The organism is Actinomadura barringtoniae (assembly GCF_017573505.1).
GTDB lineage: Bacteria > Actinomycetota > Actinomycetes > Streptosporangiales > Streptosporangiaceae > Spirillospora > Spirillospora barringtoniae.
Map to the genome: position 1 here is coordinate 200,300 of NZ_JAGEOJ010000012.1, position 17,231 is coordinate 217,530.

Sequence of the window (17,231 nt, forward strand, 5' to 3'; positions counted from 1 at the left end):
GCGTGCGCGGCTGAGGCCTGCGTTGAACCAGGCCCTCGCCGCCACCAAAGCACCCTGCGAGGGCGGGCGCCCACGCAGGGCTCGGGTCATGAGGTTCGGGTGGCGTGGGTCAGAGGTTGTGGGGCTGTTCCAGCTCGGCCAGGAAGTCGTGGGCCCAGCGGTCGACGTCGTGCTCGATCACGCGCTTGCGCATGGAGCGCATGCGGCGGGCCTGTTCCATCGGCTCGGCGTTGAGGGCGGTGAGCAGGGTCTCCTTGAGGCCGTCGATGTCGTACGGGTTGACCTGGTAGGCGCGCTTCAGCTCGGCGGCCGCGCCGGCGAACTCGCTGAGGACCAGCGTGCCGCGCATGTCGTCGCGGCAGGCGACGTACTCCTTGGCGACCAGGTTCATGCCGTCGCGCAGGGGCGTCACGACCATCACGTCGGCGGCCAGATAGAGGGCGGCCAGCTCGGCTCGGTCGTACGAGGTGTGCAGGTAGTGGATCACCGGGAAGCCGAGCTCGCCGTGCGTGCCATTGATGCGGCCGACCTGCTGCTCGATCTGCTCGCGCAGCAGCTGGTACTGCTCGACGCGCTCGCGGCTGGGGGTGGCGATCTGCACGAAGACGGCCTGCCCGGGCTTGAGGTTGCCGTCCTCGAAGAGCTCGCCGAACGCCTGGAGCCGCTGCGCGATGCCCTTGGTGTAGTCGAGCCGGTCCACGCCCAGGAAGATCGTCGCGTCGCCGAGGTCGGTGCGGATCTCCTCGGCCCGTTCGCGCACCTCGGGGCGTGCGACCAGCTTGCGCAGCTCGTGCACGTCCACCGAGATGGGGAACGCGCGGGCCCGCACGATGCGGTCGTCCCAGAAGACGTCCTGCTTGAGGTAGCGCGCGTCCAGCAGGCGCCTGCACAGCCGTACGAAGTTGGACGCGGCGCCCGGGAGCTGGAAGCCGACCAGGTCGGCGCCGAGCAGGCCCTCCAGAATCCGCCGCCGCCACGGCAGCTGCCAGAACAGCTCCAGCGGCGGGAACGGGATGTGCAGGAAGAAGCCGATCCGCACGTCGGGCCGCAGCTCGCGCAGCATCTTCGGAACGAGCTGTAGCTGGTAGTCCTGGATCCACACGATCGCGCCGTCGGCGGCGACCTCGGCAGCCGCCTCGGCGAAGCGCTGGTTCACGCGGACGTAGGCGTCCCACATCGCCCGGTCGTAGACGGGGGGCGCGATCACGTCGTGGTAGAGCGGCCACAGCGTGGCGTTGGAAAAGCCCTCGTAGTAGAGCTCGACCTCCTCGGCCGTCTGCTTCACCGGCACCAGATGCATGCCGTCCTCGTCGAACGGCTCCAGCACCTCGTCGGGCGCGCCGTGCCAGCCGATCCAGGTCCCCTTGCGGCTGCGCATCACCGGGGCGATCGCGCTGACCAGCCCTCCGGGGCTGCGCCGCCAGGAGGCGGTGCCGTCCTCGGCCACCACCCGGTCGACCGGGAGCCGGTTGGCCACCACCACGAACTCACTACGCGTCACGCGCGTCCCGCCTTCCCAGGAGCCCTTAATGATCACCATGCCCAGAAACGGTCATCTGGAACATCTTGTCACTGTGGCGTGAGCCTGGGGAGGAGCCCGGCGGGCGCCCGGCCGAAAAGGCGTCCGGGCGCCGGAAAGCGGGCCCCGGACGGTGGGAGACGGACCGGCGGCGCGCCCCGCGCATGGCGCGCCGCCGGCGTCACGGACCGTCAGACGCCGACGGTCTCCCGGTCGGGCGCCGCCGCGCCGCGTCCGCCGCGCCCGCCGAACAGCAGCGAGTCGAGGCTGAAGCGGCCGGCGCCGGCGAGCGCGAACATCAGCGAGGTCGCGCCGAGGATCAGCACGAACTCGTAGCCGCCCTTGTCGGAGAAGAACCCCTGGTCCATGTGCACGAACCAGAACGCGCCCGCCATGTCGAGCGCGAGCAGCAGCCCGGCGACCGGCACGAGCACGCCCGCGACGAGCGCGGCGCCGCCGATCAGCTCGACCCAGGTCGCGTACGCCGCCGACACCGACGGCAGTGGGATGTCCAGGCCCTTGAACATCTTGGTGACGCCCGCGTGCCCGGTGTCGGTGAGCTTCTGCCAGCCGTGCGCGATCATGATCACGCCCAGGGCGAGCCTGCCGACGAGCAGCCCGAGATCGGGCAGAACGGGGAAGCGGCGAGCGGGGAGCATCAGCCATTCTCCTTGGTTGAAGGTTCAAATATGAACCGAACGGTAGCAGCAGTTAGTTCAAATTCAAACCAACGATTACAATCTCTTCCGTGAACGACGACGCCCTCAGCCCAGGGGAAATGCGGGCCTGGGTCGGGTTCCTGGCGGCGACCCACCTGCTGGAACACGAGATCGAACGGCAGCTGAAAAGCGACGGCGGGATGTCGCACGGGGACTTCGAGGTCCTGGTCAAGCTGCACATGGCCGAGGGCCACCGGCTCCGCATGTCCGACCTGGCCCGGCAGGTGATGATCTCCAAGAGCCGGCTCACCTACCAGGTCACCCAGCTCGAGCGGGCGGGCCTGGTCCGCCGTACCGACTGCGACAGCGACCGCCGCGCCGTCTGGGCCGAGCTCACCGTCAAGGGCGCCGACGAACTGGCCAAGGTACGCCCGGGACACCGCCGTATCGTTCGCGAGAACCTCTTCGACGCGCTCACGCCCACAGAGATCGAGCAGCTCGGCGACCTGCTGAACCGGGTGGCCGACCGCCTCCGGCATGACTAGCGTCGGCATCATGCGTGACTTCGGCGGCGTCACCCGTACGCCGCGCCAGGTCCTGCGGCCCACGACCACCGCGGAGGTGGCCGCGCACTCCACCGCGGTCCCCCACGGCACCCGCCACTCCAACGACGGCCGCGCCCTCACCACCGAGACGGCCCTGGACACCCGCGGCCTGAACGCCGTTCACGACCTGGGCGAGGACCGCATCACCATCGGCGCCGGAGCCACCTGGCGCGAGGTCCTGGACGCCACGCTCCCCCGCGGCCTCACTCCCCCGGTCCTCACCGACTACCTTGACCTCACCGTAGGCGGCACGATCTCGGCCGCGGGCGTCGGCGGCACCTCCCACGTCCACGGCACGCAGGCGGCCAACGTCATCGACCTGGAAGTGGTCACTCCCACGGGCGAGGTCCTGGCCTGCTCCCCCGCCGAGCACGCCCACCTCTTCGACGCCGTACGAGCCGGAGCGGGCCGCCACGGCATCATCACCCGGGCCACGCTCCGCCTGATCCCCGCCCCCACCCACGTGACGTCGTTCGACCTCATCTACGCCAACGCGGCCGAACTCCTCGCCGCCCACCGCCACATCCACGCCGAGCACGTCTCCAGCCAGGCCAAGCCCACCGGCTACGAGCTGAAGGCCGTCTACTACCAGGACCCGCCCCCGGGCCTGGGCAAGGGCGAAGAGCTCTCCTACCAGGACTTCACCGACCGCCTCACGCCCGACGTCGAGACGTTCAAGACCATGGGCGAATGGGACCGCCCCCACCCCTGGGCGCAGGTCATCCTGCCCGCCGACGTGGCCGCCCCGTTCATCGAACGCACCGTCGCCGCCACCACCCCCGCCGACCTCGGCATCAGCGGCCTCATCCTCATCAAGCGCTTCACCCCCGGCTGGGTCCCCCAGCTCAAGGCACCCAGCGACGCAGTCCTCCTGTCCCTCCTCCGCACCGCCTCCCCCACGGCCACCTCCGAGGCCGACATGCGCAAGGCCAACCACGCCTTCCACACCGAAGCCGCCGCCCTGGGCGCCGTCCCCTACCCGCCGCCCAGCGACAACCCCACGCACTGACGAATCAGCACGGGCGTCAACGGCCCGCCCATCTCGCACGTGATGACGTCGCACAGCTCGGGAGAACGAGCCAGCTCCAGCAACGCCTCGGGGAAGTGCTCCTTAACCCAGACCGGCTGCACGACACCCCTCACGGCGTCAGGGTCGTCCTGCAGATGAGCGGCGATGGCGGGCCAGCGAACGACGAGGATCGTCCACAGAGCGAGGCTCTCGGGCCTGATGAGGTTGCCTTCGAGCCGCCGGATGGAGTGCAGGATGCTGTAGGTGTTGAGGAACCTCTTCACACTGCGCGGGTTGTTGCCGAGCAGATGCGAGAAGCGCCGCAGGACGTGCTCGGTGCGCCGCCGTTCCTCCGGCGTCTGGGAGACCTGCGCGACCTGCTCGGCCCGCCCCTCGGCGAAGGCGCGCAGCCGCGCCTGAAGCCCGCCGGGGTCGCCCTGTCCCCAGGCGCTCTCACCCGATGATCCGCTCTCGGAGACCTGCTCCAGATGCGGCCTGTCGATGCGCAGGATGGCGTCGAGGTAGAGGGCCTGCGCCGGCCCGGTGAGCACCGGCATGGGGATGGTCAGCTGGAACAGCTTGTCCAGGAACAGGTAGCCGACCGGCCGCCCGGGCCGTTCGAGCGACTCGGCGAAGTCGGAGTGCGCCTTCTCGTAACTGCGGCGCAGCCACGCGCCGTCGGCCGCGACCACGAAGTAGGCGGCGCGCTTCCGCGCGGTGTCCCGGATCAACGTCTGCGCGGTGTCGAGGAAGTCCACCACGTACGAAGGCCGGCACCGGTCCAGGTCGTCGACGAAGAACGCCACCGGCTTCTCGGAGTGCCTGAGCAACCAGCGGAAATGCTCCGTGATCTCCCGGATCGGATTGGTCTGCGTCTGCTCGAAGAGCCTGGCGCCCCGGACCGAGTCGAAGAGCAGGAACCGGCTCGCCACCAGCGCGCTGGTCACCAGCGTCCCGACCGCCGCGACGATGGCGATGAACGCCTTGACGTTCTCCGACCAGTTCCTCAGCGAGGGCTGCTGCGGCCAGAGCGCGTACGCGACCGCCGCCGCCACGGCCAGCACGAGCACCAGCGCCAGCGCGAACGGCGCGCCGGTCCGCCGCATCCGCGACGCCGTCTCCCGTACGCGCAGCCACGGCCGGCCGCGCAGTACCCGCCGCCGGGTCGCGGTGAGCAGCGACCACCACGGCGGCCCGAGCCGCGACTGCTGCCACGCGTCGAACTCGACGATGTCGAAGTCCTCGGCGAGCCGGTCGCGCAGCAGGTTGAGCATGGTGCTCTTGCCCGAGCCCCACGACCCGTCGATGTGGGTGAAGAACGACTGGTCCTGCGCGTTGCGGCGGGCCTCGACCAGCCGCATCGCGATCACCGTCGCGACCGGACCGCGCTCCAGCAGGTCCAGCGTGGCGGCCACGTCCGTCGTCAGCTCGACCTCCTCCTCTGGAGGCCTCTCATCCGGCTCCGCCGTCCGCTCCCCCGGCGTGCTCTCCCCCTCCGGCTCCGCCGCCTGGCTGCTCGAACCCGAGGAGTCGAACGCGGCGAAGGCGTCGAAGGCGGCGTTGCGCGCCAGCGCGATCTTCGTCGCGGACTGCTCCAGCTGAGAGAAGGCGGCAGGCGCCGGACGGCCGAGCGCCCTCAGTGAGCTGCGAAGGTGCTTGTGGATCGTGTCCAGGTCCAGTAGCTCCGGACCGCCGGAGACGCCCATGGTCAGCGTCCTGATGAGCTCGCCGGTGAAGAGGGTGTAGCCGGGGCCCGGGGGCGTGGAAACGTTTCCGCCTCCCGCCAGCAGGAAGTAGCCGGCGGCAAGTGGACGCAGCAGGTCGCCCGGGATGCCGGTCGTCCGCCGGAGCGTGCCGCCCTCGGGCGCCCTGTCGTAGAAGTCGCAGTCCAGGATCAGGATCTTGTAGCGGGCGGGACTGGCCTCAAGCACCCGCCGCACCGGCTGGGCTGCCAGCCAGCCCTGGCTCATGTCCTGCGGGGAGCTGTGGGGCAGCGCGAAATGGAGGCCGCCGCGGTCAACGACGGCGTGGCCCACGAAATACACGAACAGGACGTCCTCGGCGGCGGCCGCGTTCTCGCGCAGCACCCCCGAGATGGCCGAGGGCGAGGCACCGTCGTTGACGACCGTGCAGTGCTCCGGCGCGAACGACCCCTCCGACAGGAGGACGCCGAGATCGGTGAGGCAGTTGCCCACCGCGCCGATGTCCGGCAGGGCTTCGGAGTCGTATTTGCCGGTGCCGATGAGGACGGCCCGTGAGGTGGCTTTGTCCGGGAGGCGCACGTCCAGATCACACCAAGCGGCGGGGGATCCGTCCATTGACAAAATCTGTTTTTACGTACAAAGATGGTTTTGCGATGAGAGATGTCCTGTATCTGGAGCAGATCGAGCAGGCCGAGGCGCTGCTCAAGCCGCAGCGGATCGAGGTGCTGCGGCAGCTGGCCGAGCCCCGGTCGTGCACCGAGGTGGCCAGGGAGCTGAGGCAGACCCAGCAGCGGGTCTACTACCACGTGAAACGCCTGGTGGAGGCGGGCCTGGTCGACCAGGTGTCCGAACGCAAGGTGCGCGGGATCCACGAGGGCGTGTACCAGGCCTCGGCACGGTCGTACTGGCTGTCGCCGCGGCTGGTCGGCCGGATCGGGCCCGATCTGCACCGGGTGCGGGACGAGATGAGCCTGGGCTACCTGCTCGACCTCATGGAGGAGGTCCAGGCCGACGTCGCGGCGCTCGACCGGGCCGCGCCGGAGCTGCCCTCGGTCGGCGTCTCCGGGGAGATCCGCGTTCCGCCGGAGCAGCGCCAGGCCTTCCTGAACGACCTGCAGGACACCCTGCAGGAGCTCTTCACCCGTTACGGCGGCGCGGAAGGGGACGCCTTCAAGCTCGCCGTCGCCTGTTACCCGAATCCCACGAGGGAGGAGTCACCATGAACGCTCCGATGACGCTTCGCGCACGTGCCCAGGCCCCGGTGAAGGAGGTGCACCAGGCGCTGACCGACCCGGCGGCGATGAAGGTGTGGCTGGCCGAGCACGCCGAGGTCGAGCCGGGCCGCTATGTGTTCTGGGGCCGGTACACGCCCGAGGGCGAGACACCGCGCCAGCGCCTGTCCCACCTGGACGACACAAGCGTGCGGTTCGACTGGACGCTGGACGGCGAGGACACCACGGTCGAGCTCTCGCTCGCCGAGGACGGCGGCGCCACGATCGTCACGCTGACGCAGACGAACCTGCCCGACCACGGCGAGGCGATCGGCGGCGGCGGCAGCCGCCACGTGATGTCCACCTACTGGTCGATGGCGATCGCCAACCTGGTCGACCACGTCGAGGGGCGCGAGATCACCATGCTGTGCGACTTCACCGACCCCGCGATGCGGGTGGAGGTGCTGGTCGACGCGGCGCGCAGCGAGGTGTACCAGTCGCTGATCGACTCGGAGAAGTTCCGGCGCTGGTTCGGCGCGAACGTCGGCATCGAGCCGTTCGTCGGCGGCCGGTTCGCGATGGGCGGCTTCGACATGGACCCGTCCCCCGCGAAGGTCGTCGAGCTGGAGCCCGACAGCAAGTGCGTGCTGTCGTGGGGCGACGGCCAGATGACGGCCTCCTGGGAGCTGGCGGACTCGGGCGGCAAGACGCGCCTCACGTTCGTGCAGAGCGGCTTCGGCGACACCGACTACGGGGCCTGGCTCGGCTGGATGTCCGGCGTCGCCGAGCTCCGCCGGTTCCTTGAGCTGCCGAACTGGCGTCCGATCTGGGTGTCGGTCGACATCGAGGGCATGCCCGAGGGCATGCTCTACAGCGACCAAGGCTGAGCGGGCCGCTTCGGCACCAGGGGGTCAGGCCTGGGCGAGGGCGATCACTTCGGCGCCGGGGAGGGCGGTCAGCGCCTTGCCCGGCAGGAGGATCTTGGAACGGCGCAGGCCGCTGCCGATGACGACCTCGGCGGCGGCCGCGACCTTCTCGTCCACCAGGATCGGCCAGCCGGCCGGCAGCCCGACCGGGGTGATGCCGCCGTACTCCATGCCGGTCAGCGTGGTCGCCTCGGACATCGGGGCGAACGAGGCCTTGCGGGCGCCGAGGTGCTTGCGGACGACGCCGTTCACGTCGATGCGGTCGGTGGCCAGGATCATGCAGGCCGCGTAGGTGACCTCGCCGCCGCGCTTGGCGGCGATGACCACGCAGTTGGCGCTGATCTCCAGCGGGACGCCGTAGCGTTCGCAGAACGCCTCGGTGTCGGCCAGGTCGGGATCGATCTCGGCGGCACTGGCGTCGGGCTGGTCGCCGATGACCGCCGCGACCGGCTCGGCGAGCAGGTCGCGCCGCTCGTTCGCCGGGACCCACTCGAGACTGCCGACCATGTGCAACTCCCCTCCGTCGGGCAACCACAATGCCATGCGCACCGAAATCGGCTCGCGCCGGGTGCGCGTGTCTGCCTACGGTCTGGAACGTGGGAGATCTTGCGAAAGACGCGGCGGTGCGGGGAAGCGACGGCCGCTTTACGGCGGAGCTGTCGCCCGAGTGGGGCGCCTGGGGACCGAACGGCGGATTCGTGGCGGCAGTGCTGCGGAACGCCGCGCTCGCGCACGGGGACCTGCCCCGCGTGGCGTCGATGACGTGCCATTTCCTCTCGGTCGGTGCGTTCGCGCCGGTCGAGGTGGAGGCGACGACGCTGCGGCGGGCGCGGCGGGCGCAGTCGGTACGGGTCGCGATGCGCCAGGACGGGCGCGCGATCGCCGAGGCGCTGGTGTGGCTGGTGGCGGACGATCTGGACGGGCTCGAACACGACGTCGCGCGGCTGAACGGCGTGCCCGGCCCCGAGGGCCTGCCCTACCGGGAAGAGCTGGACACCGAGCAGGCCGACGACCCCGACACCGCCCCAGAGACCTCGATGTGGGCCAACATCCAGAGCAAACCGGTCGCCTGGGTCACCGACTGGCGGAACGCGACGCCGCGCGAGCCGTACGCCAGCGGCTGGTACCGCTTCCCCTCGCACACCACCGGCGACGCGGCGCGGCAGCTCATCCTGCTCGACGTGATGGCCTGGTCGGCGGCGTGGAGCGCGCACCTGACCGACCTCGACTACACCGCGCCCAACCTCGACCTCACCGTCCAGTTCCACCGCAGCGCGGTGAAGGACGAGTGGCTGTTCGCCGAGGGGTTCGCCGACGTCGCTGAGGACGGGCTGATCGGTTTCCGCAGCCGCGTCTGGTCCGGTGGCCGGAACCTGCTCGCGTCCGGTTCGGGCCAGCTCCTGTGCCGCCCGCCGAGAAGCTAGAGGCAGGCTAAGGGCGCGGCGGAAGCTTCGGAACGGACAGGCGCGGGCGGTCCTGCGGGTCCGGGGTGTGTGCGGGGTGTGACTCCAGTTCGTTCAGCGCCACCTCGACCGCCTTGCGCAGCTGGGTGTCGATGCCGCGCGCGTGGTCCTGCGGGGTGATGTCGACCTCGATGTCGGGGTCGGTGCCGTAGTTCTCCACGCGCCAGCCCACGTCGTCGAACGCGAACGAGAACTCCGGCTGCGTGGTGACCGTTCCGTCGGCGAGCACGTGCCTGGGCCAGATGCCGATGACGCCGCCCCACGTGCGCTTGCCGAGCAGCGGGCCGAGGCCGCTCAGCTTGAACGCGTGGCAGAACACGTCGCCGTCCGAGCCCGCCAGCTCGTTCGTCAGCGCCACCACCGGCCCGCGCGGCGACTCGTCCGGGTACGGAACGGGCACGCCCCAGCGCGGGTAGTCGTAGCCGATGCGGCGCCGCGACAGCTTCTCCAGCAGCAGCGCCGACACGTGCCCGCCGCCGTTGAAGCGCACGTCCACGATGAGCGCCTCGCGGTCGAACTCGTTGAGGAAGCCGCGGTGGAACTCGGCGTAGCCCTCAGGCCCCATGTCGGGTACGTGGATGTAGCCGACCCGGCCGGCGCTCAGCTCGTGCACCAGGCCGCGGTTGCCGTTCACCCAGTCGCGGTAGCGGGTCGGCTGCTCGTCGGAGACGGGCTGCACGGTCACGGTGTACGGCTCGCCGCCGTCGCGGACGATGGTGAGCTGGACCTCCTGGTCGGCCTGGTTCACCAGCCGCTGCCCCGGCCCCGCCGCTCCGGCCATGAGCCCGACCGGCTGCCCGTTGATGGCCACGACGGCGTCGCCGGGACGTACGTCCACGCCGGGACGGGTCAGCGGCGAGGTCTCCTTCGACGTCCAGCGGTCGCCCTGGGCGATCCCGGCGATCCGGTAGACGCCGTCCTCGACCGACCAGTCCACGCAGAGCTTGCCCTGGCTGTAGTGCGGGCGCTCGCGGTACTCGCCGCCGCTCTCGTACGCGTGCGAGGTTCCCAGCTCGCCGAGCAGCTCCCACAGCAGGTCGGAGAACTCGCCGCGGGTCGAGACGCGGTCGACGAGCGGCAGGTAGCGCCGGTAGACCTCATCCCAGTCGAGCCCGGACATGTCCTCGGCCCAGAAGTTCTCCTTCTGCAACCGCCACGCCTCGCGGAACATCTGCCGCCATTCGGCGTCCGGGCACACCGACACCTTCACCCTGCCGAGGTCGATCCAGCCGTCCTCGCGGTTGGTCTCGCGTTCCTCGGTCGGCTCCTCGCCCGCCTCGACCAGCCGCAGCCGGTCGCCGGAACGGTAGAGCAGCGTCTTGCCGTCCCGCCCGAGCCGGAAGTCGGTGACCTCCGAGACCAGCTCCTCCGCGCTGCCCTTGTCGAGGTCGTAGCAGTGCAGGGTGCCGGTCTCGCTCTCGTCGTCGTCCACCTCGGGGTCGTCCAGCGTGCCCTCGACGGGGAACGTGGTGTAGATGACCTTGCCCTTGAGCCCGGCGATCCGGTCGTAGCGGGCCTCGGGAACGGGGAACGCGACGACCCGGTCCGCCAGGCCCTCGGTCTCGATGACCAGCGGCCCCGGCTCCTCCTCGCCCCTGTCCCCTTTGTCCTTGTCGTCCTTCTCATCGGGCTTCACGACGGGACGCGGATCCTGCACGAACGGCGACCCGACGTCGGCGCGCAGTGCGATCGCGTGCGGCCGGGTGCCGAGCGGGAAGCCCAGGTCGAAGTGCAGCGAGTCGTAGACGGGATTGAAGACCCGTTCCCCGATGAAGTAGAGATAGCGTCCCTCCGGGTCGAACGCGGGCCGGTAGTCGCGCAGCACGGGACGGGTGGCGATGAAGACCTCGCCCGTCTCCACCCGGCACAGCCTGATCGAGGCGGTCCGTACGCCGTCCGGGCATGAGTACGCCAGCCACGCGCCGTCCGGCGACCACGCCAGATCCTCGATCGCGCCGTAACGGCTGGCGTCGATCCGCGTCACGCGCGCCGCCCGCGCCGCCTCGTTCGCGCCGGAAGGAAGCTCGACGAGCAGCAACTCCATCCGGTGGTTGGTGACCGCGACACGGTCGGCGCCCTCCCCCGGCGCACCCTCCCCCGGCGCGACCTCCAGCTCCAGCGCGCGCCCGGTGTCGGCGGAGTCCAGCCGCAGGGTCGCGTCCGTGCCGTCGCCCGACAGCACGACCAGCACCTCGCGGTCGCCGTCGTCGCTCGCCGCCGCGATCAGCCGCTTCTGGTCGTTCAGCCAGCTCAGCAGCCGGTAGCGGACCCCGTCGGGCTCGCCGTGCTGCCGCACCGGGCCCTCCCAGCCGGCGAACGAGTAGGCCTTGCCGCGCGTCGTGATCGCCACGCCGGTGCCGTCCGGGCTGGGCGTGGCGCCGTCCAGGTAGTCGGCGGCGGGCACGAACCGGCGGTTGCGCTGCGTGCGGGACGAGCCGAGCCGCACGTCCAGCCGCTGCGGCCCGTTCTCGGCCGGGTCGAGCAGGTAGAGGTCGCCGGCGCAGTGGTAGACCAGCCGGTTGCCGTCGCCCGACAGGTTGCGCGCGTAGTAGTCCTCGTGGTCGGTGTGGCGGCGCAGGTCCCGGCCCTCGGGCGTGCAGGAGTAGACGTTCCCGATGCCCTCGTGGTCGGACAGGAAGTAGATGCGGTCGCCGGTCCAGCGCGGCGAGGCCAGGTTGCCCGGCAGCGCGATGAGGCGGCGGAACTCCCCCGTGCCCTCGGTGTCGATCCACAGGTCGCCGACCGTTCCGCCGCGGTAGCGCTTCCAGCGGGCGGGGTCGGCGGTGTTGCGGCCTAGCACGACACCGCCGCGCGGCCCGTGCGAGACGGTGTTGGCGGGCCCGTACGGCAGCCGCACCGGGACGCCGTCGGCCGGGTCGATCCGGTGCAGCCAGCGCAGCCCGTAGAACGGCTGGACCTCGTCGCTGGCGTAGACGACACCGCCGCCGGCGTCCCAGCCGGTGACCGTGCAGAACGCGCCGTGGTAGGTCAGCCGCCGCGCCGCTCCCCCGGCGGCGGGCATGACGTAGACCTCCTCCGGGCCCTCCTCGCGGCCGACGAACGCCAGCCAGGAGCCGTCCGGCGACAGCCGCGGGTAGGTCGCCGCGGCGACGCCCGCGGTGAGGCGGAACGCGCGTCCGCCCACCGCGGGCACCATCCACAGATCGTCGTCGGAAACGAAGACGATCACATCGTGGAAGATCGTTGGGAACCTCAGATAGCCCGGCAACGACCCTCCATCAGAACCGGACGCTACGGATCATCGACCGATGGTCAGCGGCGGCTGGCGGCTGATCATTCGGCGGGCGGCTGGGCTGCGGTGGGCGGCACCGCCGCGACGGGCGACTGCCTGCCCGCCTGCTTCTTGGCCTGCTTGGCGCTCCGGTTGGCCTTGATGGCCGCCTTCTTGGCCTTGCCCGACTTCGGGGCCTTCTTCTGGCCCATGGTTCCCCCCTTGAAGGTCTGTGCCCAACTAAGGGCACATCACCTCCTGTAGTACCCCGAATCCCCTGAGTAACATCCTCGGGCTGCGGGTCCTACGATCCGAGGTAGCGGAGAACGGCCAGGACGCGGCGGCTGTAGCCGGTCGCGTGGGAGAGATCGAGCTTGTCGAAGATCGCGTTCACGTGCTTCTCGACCGCGCTCTGGGAAACGTGCAGGTGAGCGGCTATGGAGGCGTTGGTGTGGCCCTGGGCCATGTGGTCCAGCACGTCCCGCTCGCGCGGCGTGAGGCGGCTCAGCGGGTCGGCCTTGGAGCTGCGGACCAGGAGCTGGCGGACGACCTCGGGATCGAACGCGGCGCCGCCCTCCCCGACCCGGTCCAGGGCGTCCAGGAACTCGTCCACCTGCGCGACCCGGTCCTTCAGCAGGTAGCCGACCCCGGTCGTGTCGGCCGTGATCAGCTCGGTGGCGTAGCGCTTCTCCACGTACTGCGACAGCACCAGGACGCCCACGCCCGGCCAGCGTTCGCGGATCTTGAGCGCCGCGCGCAGCCCCTCGTCGGTGTTGGTCGGCGGCATCCGCACGTCCACGACCACCACGTCCGGCGGCTCCTCGGCGACCGCCGCCAGCAGCGCGTCGCCGTCGCCGACCGCCGCCGCGACCTCGTGCCCCTCCTCGGCCAGCAGCCGGACCAGCCCCTCGCGCAGCAGCGTCGAGTCCTCGGCCAGCATCACCCGCACGGCAGCCCCCGCATCGTCGCGGTCGTCATCGTCGTCGCGGTCGTCACGCGCTCGGGAACCGTCGTCACGCGCACGGGAGCCCCGCGGTGATCACGGTCGGCCCGCCGGGCGGGCTGTCCACGCCGAACGTGCCGTCCAGCGCCGCCACCCGGCGCGCCAGCCCCGCCAGCCCGCCGCCGGAGGGGTCGGCTCCCCCGGTCCCGTCGTCCTCGATCCGCACGTCGATCATCCTCTCGTCCCCGCCGATCCGTACGGTCACCAGGCGCGCCCCCGAGTGCTTGCCGGCGTTGTTGACCGCCTCGCAGACCACGAAGTAGGCGGCCGTCTCGACCGCGTGCGGCGGGCGGCCGTCCAGGTCGTACTCGATCTTCACCGGGACCGGCGAACGCTCGGCGACCGTCTCCAGCGCGGCCCGCAGCCCGTCGCCGTCCAGCGCGGCCGGGTAGACGCGCCAGGCCACCTCGCGCAGCTCCTCCAGGGCCCGCTGTGACTCCTCGTGCGCCTGCCGCAGCAGATCCCCGTTCCCGCTGCGCCGAGCCCGCCCGATCAGCATTCCCAGCGCCACCAGGCGCTGTTGCACGCCATCGTGCAGATCGCGTTCGATGCGCCGCCGTTCATCATCGACCGCCTCCACCACCTCGGCGCGGGTCACGCTCAGCTGGGCGATCCGGCGCTCGTACGCCTCCAGCGGGCTCGGCCCCAGGCAGCGGCGGGCGACCTTGCGTTCCAGCGCCACCACCCCCACCAGCCCCTGAACGGCCACGAACAGCAGGATCAGCCCGAAGACGATCATGTAGGCGGCGATGAACCACGAGAACTCGATGCCGTCGAGGTAGTCGCCGGTCATCCAGCCCACCAGCAACCGGATCCCCGACACCGCGCCGTAGGCGATCAGCAGCAGGATGACCCCGCCGAGCAGCCCGATCGGCGTCCGCAGCACCAGGTAGGCCAGCGACCGCACCGGCCCGTACTCCGCGGCCTCGGCGTGCCCGTGGAACCGCGCCAGCCGCCGCGTCTCCAGCCGGGTCATCGCCGTCGCGGCGTCCGCCACCCCGCGCGGAACGCTCCGCTGCCCCCGCGAGAACGCCACCGCGTACGCCATCAGGGGCGCCGCCACGGTGAGCAGCACGAGCTCGGCCGCGGCGGTGGCGGCGCCCAGCGCCAGCCCCACCGCCGCCAGCACCAAGCGCCTAGCCGAGTCGGTCACGTTCGAAGTCTCGCCTGTAGTCGATCCGGTGCGCCCCCTCCGGGGCGCCCTTCCGTGACCTCACGATACGTACGGCCAGGAAGGCCAGCACCGCCAGTACCGCGGCGACCAGCACCACCTTGGAGTAGACGCCGACGGTCTCCTCGACCGTCCGCCAGTTATCACCGAGCTGGTAGCCCGCCAGCACGAACGCCGCGTTCCAGAGGAAGCTGCCGAGCGTGGTGAACGCCAGGAACGTCGTCATCCGCATCCGTTCCACCCCGGCCGGGACCGAGATCAGGCTGCGAAAGATAGGAATCATCCTGCCGAAGAAGACCGCCTTGGCCCCGTGCCGGGCGAACCACGCCTCGGTCCGGTCCAGGTCCGACAGCTTCACCAGCGGCAGCCGCGCCACCAGCGCCCGGATCCGTTCCCGCCCGATAGCCGCCCCGATCCCGTACAGAGCGAGCGCCCCCACCACCGACCCGATCGTCGTCCACACCAGCGCCGCGATCAGGTTCATGTGCCCCTGCGCCGCCGTGAACCCGGCCAGCGGCAGGATCACCTCACTGGGCAGCGGCGGAAACAGGTTCTCCAGGGCGATCGCCAGCCCGGCCCCGGGCGCGCCGAGCTTGTCCATGAGATCGGTCGCCCATCCCGCGACCCCACCGATCTCCTCGCCACCGGCGGCGAGCGTCCGCGTCATTTCGATCATGCATATGACGCTAGAAATCCGCGGGCCCGGCCACCATGGAGTACACCGCCGAGCTGCCCTGCGGAAAACCGCAGGGTCAGGCGGGCTGGACCCGCCCGGTCAGGTAGGCGGCCCGCTCCTCCTCGTCCGCGAACGTCAGCACGGTGATCTCCCCGCCCTCGTGCGGCACCAGGATCAGGAACCGGACGCCACCTCGCTCGGCGAGGTAGGTGGTCCGCTCGGTGTCGCGCTCGTACGACCGGGCACCGGGGAAGCGTGCGAGCACATCCTGATCGCAGGGGAAGCTCTGAGCGTCCATGGGGATGCCTTCCGGCGCGGCGCGGCCTGTCACACGACATTTCCCCACGCACGCGTGTCTCCGCCGTGACAGCCCGATGAAGCGTCCGTCAAGGAACCCCCAACGACTGATCCACCCGTACGGAAAGCGACCGGTCAGGAGGAGACCGCTACTTGTGAAGTTACTTAGGAGTTGTAGTCGTGACGGGAGCGGCGGCCTTGGGGGAGGCGGTCCACGAAGCGGCCCAGGCGTTCGGCGGTGCCCTGGAGGGGGCTGACGGTGGCGTTGAGGGTTTCGATGGCGGCCTGCATCTGGGCGACGGTGTCAGCTAGGGGTTTGAGGCTTTCGACGGTCTCCGCGAGGGGGACGACGGATTCGCCCAGGGATTCCAGGGACGGGACCACCTTGGCGAGTTCGCGGAGATCGTCGATGGCCTCGGCCAGGTTCTCCAGGGCGGGCGCCACGGTGGCCAGGCGTTCCAGGTCGGCGGCGACGGTGGGCAGGGACTCGGCGGAGTCCGCGAGGCTCTCCAGGGAGCGCGAGAGGCGGGGAATGGCGACGACCGCTTCCGCGACGCTCGTGGCGGCGGCCACCGCGACGAGCGGACCGGTCACCGCAGCCCGTGTACCTGCCCGTATGCCCTGCTTGAGCAGGTTCAGCGGAGAGAGAAATTCCGCGGTGGCCATCACACCTCCGATGATCTGTGGACCGTCCCGATTCTGCAGGCAACAGGCGCCGCACACCATGGAAGGGGAGGTTTCGGACGCTGGATACGGCTTGATCAGGTCGAAGATTCTTTTCTGATCGACTTTTCCGTTAAGAGCCTTTCTTGTAGGTTCTCAGCGTTTTGTGAAGTGCATTCATGATCGGAACCCCCCGTACGAGATCATGAGAGGACGCCCCACCATGTCGACGGCGACAGGCTTGGCCACGGCCGTGCTCCTCGGCCTGCTGACGCTCACGGCCGGGGCACTGGCCTCCCTGCGGCTCGGATTCGCACGCTCGGGGGTGACGACGGCACCCGCCACCGGTGATTCGGGCGGCGGGCATCCCGAGTCGCTCACGGCGGTGCTGGAGCCGGGCGCGGAGGAGTATCTGGCGTGGCTCGCCGACCATCACTGGCCCACCGACGAATATCTGGACCTCGAACTCGAGTGGGCCAACGAGCTCGGCTCGCCTGAGGCGCCCGACCTGTCGGAGATCCCGCCCTGCCCCCAGTGCCACCGGCGCCGCGAGGACGTGTGGCCGTGCCCGCAGTGCGGCCGGCTGCTGCACTCCTCGTGCGGTCACGGCATGCGGCGACGCCGCGTGGACAAGCCGTACCGCACGCACGGCGCGAACTCCGAGGCGGTCATCGCGGAGTGGATCTGCACCGGCTGCACCTCGGTCGTCGGGCTGGACGTCGACCACGGCGACGAGGCGGGCGACGACCTGTTCCGCTGAGCTCCATGGAGCGGTCCTGACAAGGCAAGAAAAGTAAAGAATTCGTCATTGACTTGCCTATTTCGGTCGGGCGCGGGCAAGCTTCACTATGTCCTAAATCACAGGGCACCAGTGGAGGTATCCATGACCACCCGACCCAGCCCGCCCTGCAGTCACCAGCCGCCGTGCCCACAGGCCGGCGGGCACGACGGCGAGGCCGCCCGCGTGGTGGCCAGCCATCCTGAGCAGGGCTGGAGCCTCTTGTGCAACGGGATCGTGGTCTTTGACGACACCGGTGAGCTGCTTCCCGATGGCAAGATCGTGAACCCGCACCGGCCCACCGTGGCGCTCTGAT

The 17,231-nt window shown here is 70.5% G+C and carries 18 protein-coding genes; 7 read left to right on the plus strand and 11 right to left on the minus strand.

What is annotated here, in order from left to right:
• Nucleotides 1–109 precede the first annotated feature (109 nt).
• Nucleotides 110–1,501, minus strand: coding sequence for an alpha,alpha-trehalose-phosphate synthase (UDP-forming) (locus J4573_RS28950; protein ID WP_307796970.1), 1,392 nt, complete (start codon nucleotides 1,499–1,501; stop codon nucleotides 110–112).
• 209 nt (nucleotides 1,502–1,710) lie between these two features.
• On the minus strand, nucleotides 1,711–2,178 hold the full coding sequence (locus J4573_RS28955; RefSeq protein ID WP_208259050.1) for a DoxX family protein: 468 nt from the start codon (nucleotides 2,176–2,178) through the stop codon (nucleotides 1,711–1,713).
• 89 nt (nucleotides 2,179–2,267) lie between these two features.
• On the opposite strand from J4573_RS28955, the gene J4573_RS28960 reads away from it, so the two are divergent.
• Together J4573_RS28960 and J4573_RS28965 are read left to right on the plus strand one after the other, a co-directional pair.
• Nucleotides 2,268–2,723 carry a MarR family winged helix-turn-helix transcriptional regulator gene (locus J4573_RS28960; protein WP_208259051.1) on the plus strand — a complete coding sequence of 152 codons (456 nt, stop codon included), beginning with the start codon at nucleotides 2,268–2,270 and terminating at the stop codon, nucleotides 2,721–2,723.
• 10 nt (nucleotides 2,724–2,733) lie between these two features.
• On the plus strand, nucleotides 2,734–3,792 hold the full coding sequence (locus J4573_RS28965; protein WP_208259052.1) for an FAD-binding protein: 1,059 nt from the start codon (nucleotides 2,734–2,736) through the stop codon (nucleotides 3,790–3,792).
• Here J4573_RS28965 and J4573_RS28970 read toward each other — a convergent pair.
• The gene (locus J4573_RS28970; RefSeq protein WP_208259053.1) at nucleotides 3,759–6,110 is read right to left on the minus strand and encodes a caspase, EACC1-associated type; all 2,352 of its coding nucleotides are present in this window, start codon (nucleotides 6,108–6,110) and stop codon (nucleotides 3,759–3,761) included. The two genes, J4573_RS28965 and J4573_RS28970, sit on opposite strands and share 34 nt — an antisense overlap.
• Before the next feature lie 38 nt (nucleotides 6,111–6,148).
• Between J4573_RS28970 and J4573_RS28975 the strand changes: the two genes are divergently transcribed.
• Together J4573_RS28975 and J4573_RS28980 are read left to right on the plus strand one after the other, a co-directional pair.
• Complete coding sequence (locus tag J4573_RS28975; protein ID WP_208259054.1) at nucleotides 6,149–6,718, plus strand: winged helix-turn-helix domain-containing protein; 570 nt, start codon at nucleotides 6,149–6,151, stop codon at nucleotides 6,716–6,718.
• A complete protein-coding gene (locus J4573_RS28980) occupies nucleotides 6,715–7,593 on the plus strand; it encodes an SRPBCC family protein (protein WP_243773713.1) in 879 nt (292 codons plus the stop codon). The genes J4573_RS28975 and J4573_RS28980 overlap by 4 nt, the downstream gene beginning before the upstream one ends.
• Before the next feature lie 24 nt (nucleotides 7,594–7,617).
• Here J4573_RS28980 and J4573_RS28985 read toward each other — a convergent pair whose 3' ends face one another.
• Nucleotides 7,618–8,139: a YbaK/EbsC family protein gene (locus J4573_RS28985; RefSeq protein ID WP_208259055.1), complete on the minus strand. Its 522-nt coding sequence runs from the start codon at nucleotides 8,137–8,139 to the stop codon at nucleotides 7,618–7,620.
• An 89-nt stretch (nucleotides 8,140–8,228) separates the two neighbouring features.
• Here J4573_RS28985 and J4573_RS28990 point away from each other — a divergent pair, with 89 nt between their 5' ends.
• Nucleotides 8,229–9,056 (plus strand): thioesterase family protein, encoded by an 828-nt coding sequence (locus J4573_RS28990; protein WP_208259056.1) that lies wholly within the window; start codon nucleotides 8,229–8,231, stop codon nucleotides 9,054–9,056.
• Between the two features lie 7 nt (nucleotides 9,057–9,063).
• Here the strand turns inward: J4573_RS28990 and J4573_RS28995 are convergent, their stop codons facing one another.
• The 7 genes from J4573_RS28995 to J4573_RS29025 all read right to left on the minus strand — a co-directional run bounded on the left by J4573_RS28995 (nucleotide 9,064) and on the right by J4573_RS29025 (nucleotide 16,140).
• Entirely contained in the window at nucleotides 9,064–12,324 is a 3,261-nt protein-coding gene (locus tag J4573_RS28995) for a S41 family peptidase (protein WP_208259057.1), read from the minus strand.
• 65 nt (nucleotides 12,325–12,389) lie between these two features.
• Nucleotides 12,390–12,539: a hypothetical protein gene (locus J4573_RS29000; RefSeq protein WP_208259058.1), complete on the minus strand. Its 150-nt coding sequence runs from the start codon at nucleotides 12,537–12,539 to the stop codon at nucleotides 12,390–12,392.
• A 92-nt stretch (nucleotides 12,540–12,631) separates the two neighbouring features.
• Nucleotides 12,632–13,276, minus strand: a complete 645-nt coding sequence (locus tag J4573_RS29005; protein ID WP_208259059.1) for a response regulator — start codon at nucleotides 13,274–13,276, stop codon at nucleotides 12,632–12,634.
• A 64-nt stretch (nucleotides 13,277–13,340) separates the two neighbouring features.
• Nucleotides 13,341–14,483: a sensor histidine kinase gene (locus J4573_RS29010; protein ID WP_307796973.1), complete on the minus strand. Its 1,143-nt coding sequence runs from the start codon at nucleotides 14,481–14,483 to the stop codon at nucleotides 13,341–13,343.
• On the minus strand, nucleotides 14,467–15,177 hold the full coding sequence (locus J4573_RS29015; protein WP_372442908.1) for a DedA family protein: 711 nt from the start codon (nucleotides 15,175–15,177) through the stop codon (nucleotides 14,467–14,469). Before J4573_RS29015 ends, J4573_RS29010 begins: the two co-directional genes overlap by 17 nt.
• Before the next feature lie 76 nt (nucleotides 15,178–15,253).
• Nucleotides 15,254–15,475, minus strand: coding sequence for a hypothetical protein (locus tag J4573_RS29020; RefSeq protein WP_208259060.1), 222 nt, complete (start codon nucleotides 15,473–15,475; stop codon nucleotides 15,254–15,256).
• Nucleotides 15,476–15,639: 164 nt separating this feature from the next.
• Entirely contained in the window at nucleotides 15,640–16,140 is a 501-nt protein-coding gene (locus J4573_RS29025; RefSeq protein WP_208259061.1) for a hypothetical protein, read from the minus strand.
• Nucleotides 16,141–16,360: 220 nt separating this feature from the next.
• Between J4573_RS29025 and J4573_RS29030 the strand changes: the two genes are divergently transcribed.
• Complete coding sequence (locus J4573_RS29030; RefSeq protein ID WP_208259237.1) at nucleotides 16,361–16,897, plus strand: hypothetical protein; 537 nt, start codon at nucleotides 16,361–16,363, stop codon at nucleotides 16,895–16,897.
• A gap of 123 nt (nucleotides 16,898–17,020) precedes the next feature.
• A complete protein-coding gene (locus tag J4573_RS29035; protein WP_208259062.1) occupies nucleotides 17,021–17,230 on the plus strand; it encodes a DUF5999 family protein in 210 nt (69 codons plus the stop codon).
• Nucleotide 17,231 lies beyond the last annotated feature (1 nt).

What these genes read in the sequence shown, in the direction of transcription:
- J4573_RS28955 (WP_208259050.1), bottom strand. Translation starts at nt 2,178, where the DNA reads ATGCTCCCCGCTCGCCGCTTCCCCGTTCTGCCCGATCTCGGGCTGCTC.
- J4573_RS28965 (WP_208259052.1), top strand. Translation starts at nt 2,734, where the DNA reads ATGCGTGACTTCGGCGGCGTCACCCGTACGCCGCGCCAGGTCCTGCGG.
- J4573_RS28970 (WP_208259053.1), bottom strand. Translation starts at nt 6,110, where the DNA reads ATGGACGGATCCCCCGCCGCTTGGTGTGATCTGGACGTGCGCCTCCCG.
- J4573_RS28975 (WP_208259054.1), top strand. Translation starts at nt 6,149, where the DNA reads ATGAGAGATGTCCTGTATCTGGAGCAGATCGAGCAGGCCGAGGCGCTG.
- J4573_RS28980 (WP_243773713.1), top strand. Translation starts at nt 6,715, where the DNA reads ATGAACGCTCCGATGACGCTTCGCGCACGTGCCCAGGCCCCGGTGAAG.
- J4573_RS28985 (WP_208259055.1), bottom strand. Translation starts at nt 8,139, where the DNA reads ATGGTCGGCAGTCTCGAGTGGGTCCCGGCGAACGAGCGGCGCGACCTG.
- J4573_RS29000 (WP_208259058.1), bottom strand. Translation starts at nt 12,539, where the DNA reads ATGGGCCAGAAGAAGGCCCCGAAGTCGGGCAAGGCCAAGAAGGCGGCC.
- J4573_RS29015 (WP_372442908.1), bottom strand. Translation starts at nt 15,177, where the DNA reads ATGATCGAAATGACGCGGACGCTCGCCGCCGGTGGCGAGGAGATCGGT.
- J4573_RS29020 (WP_208259060.1), bottom strand. Translation starts at nt 15,475, where the DNA reads ATGGACGCTCAGAGCTTCCCCTGCGATCAGGATGTGCTCGCACGCTTC.
- J4573_RS29025 (WP_208259061.1), bottom strand. Translation starts at nt 16,140, where the DNA reads ATGGCCACCGCGGAATTTCTCTCTCCGCTGAACCTGCTCAAGCAGGGC.
- J4573_RS29030 (WP_208259237.1), top strand. Translation starts at nt 16,361, where the DNA reads ATGTCGACGGCGACAGGCTTGGCCACGGCCGTGCTCCTCGGCCTGCTG.
- J4573_RS29035 (WP_208259062.1), top strand. Translation starts at nt 17,021, where the DNA reads ATGACCACCCGACCCAGCCCGCCCTGCAGTCACCAGCCGCCGTGCCCA.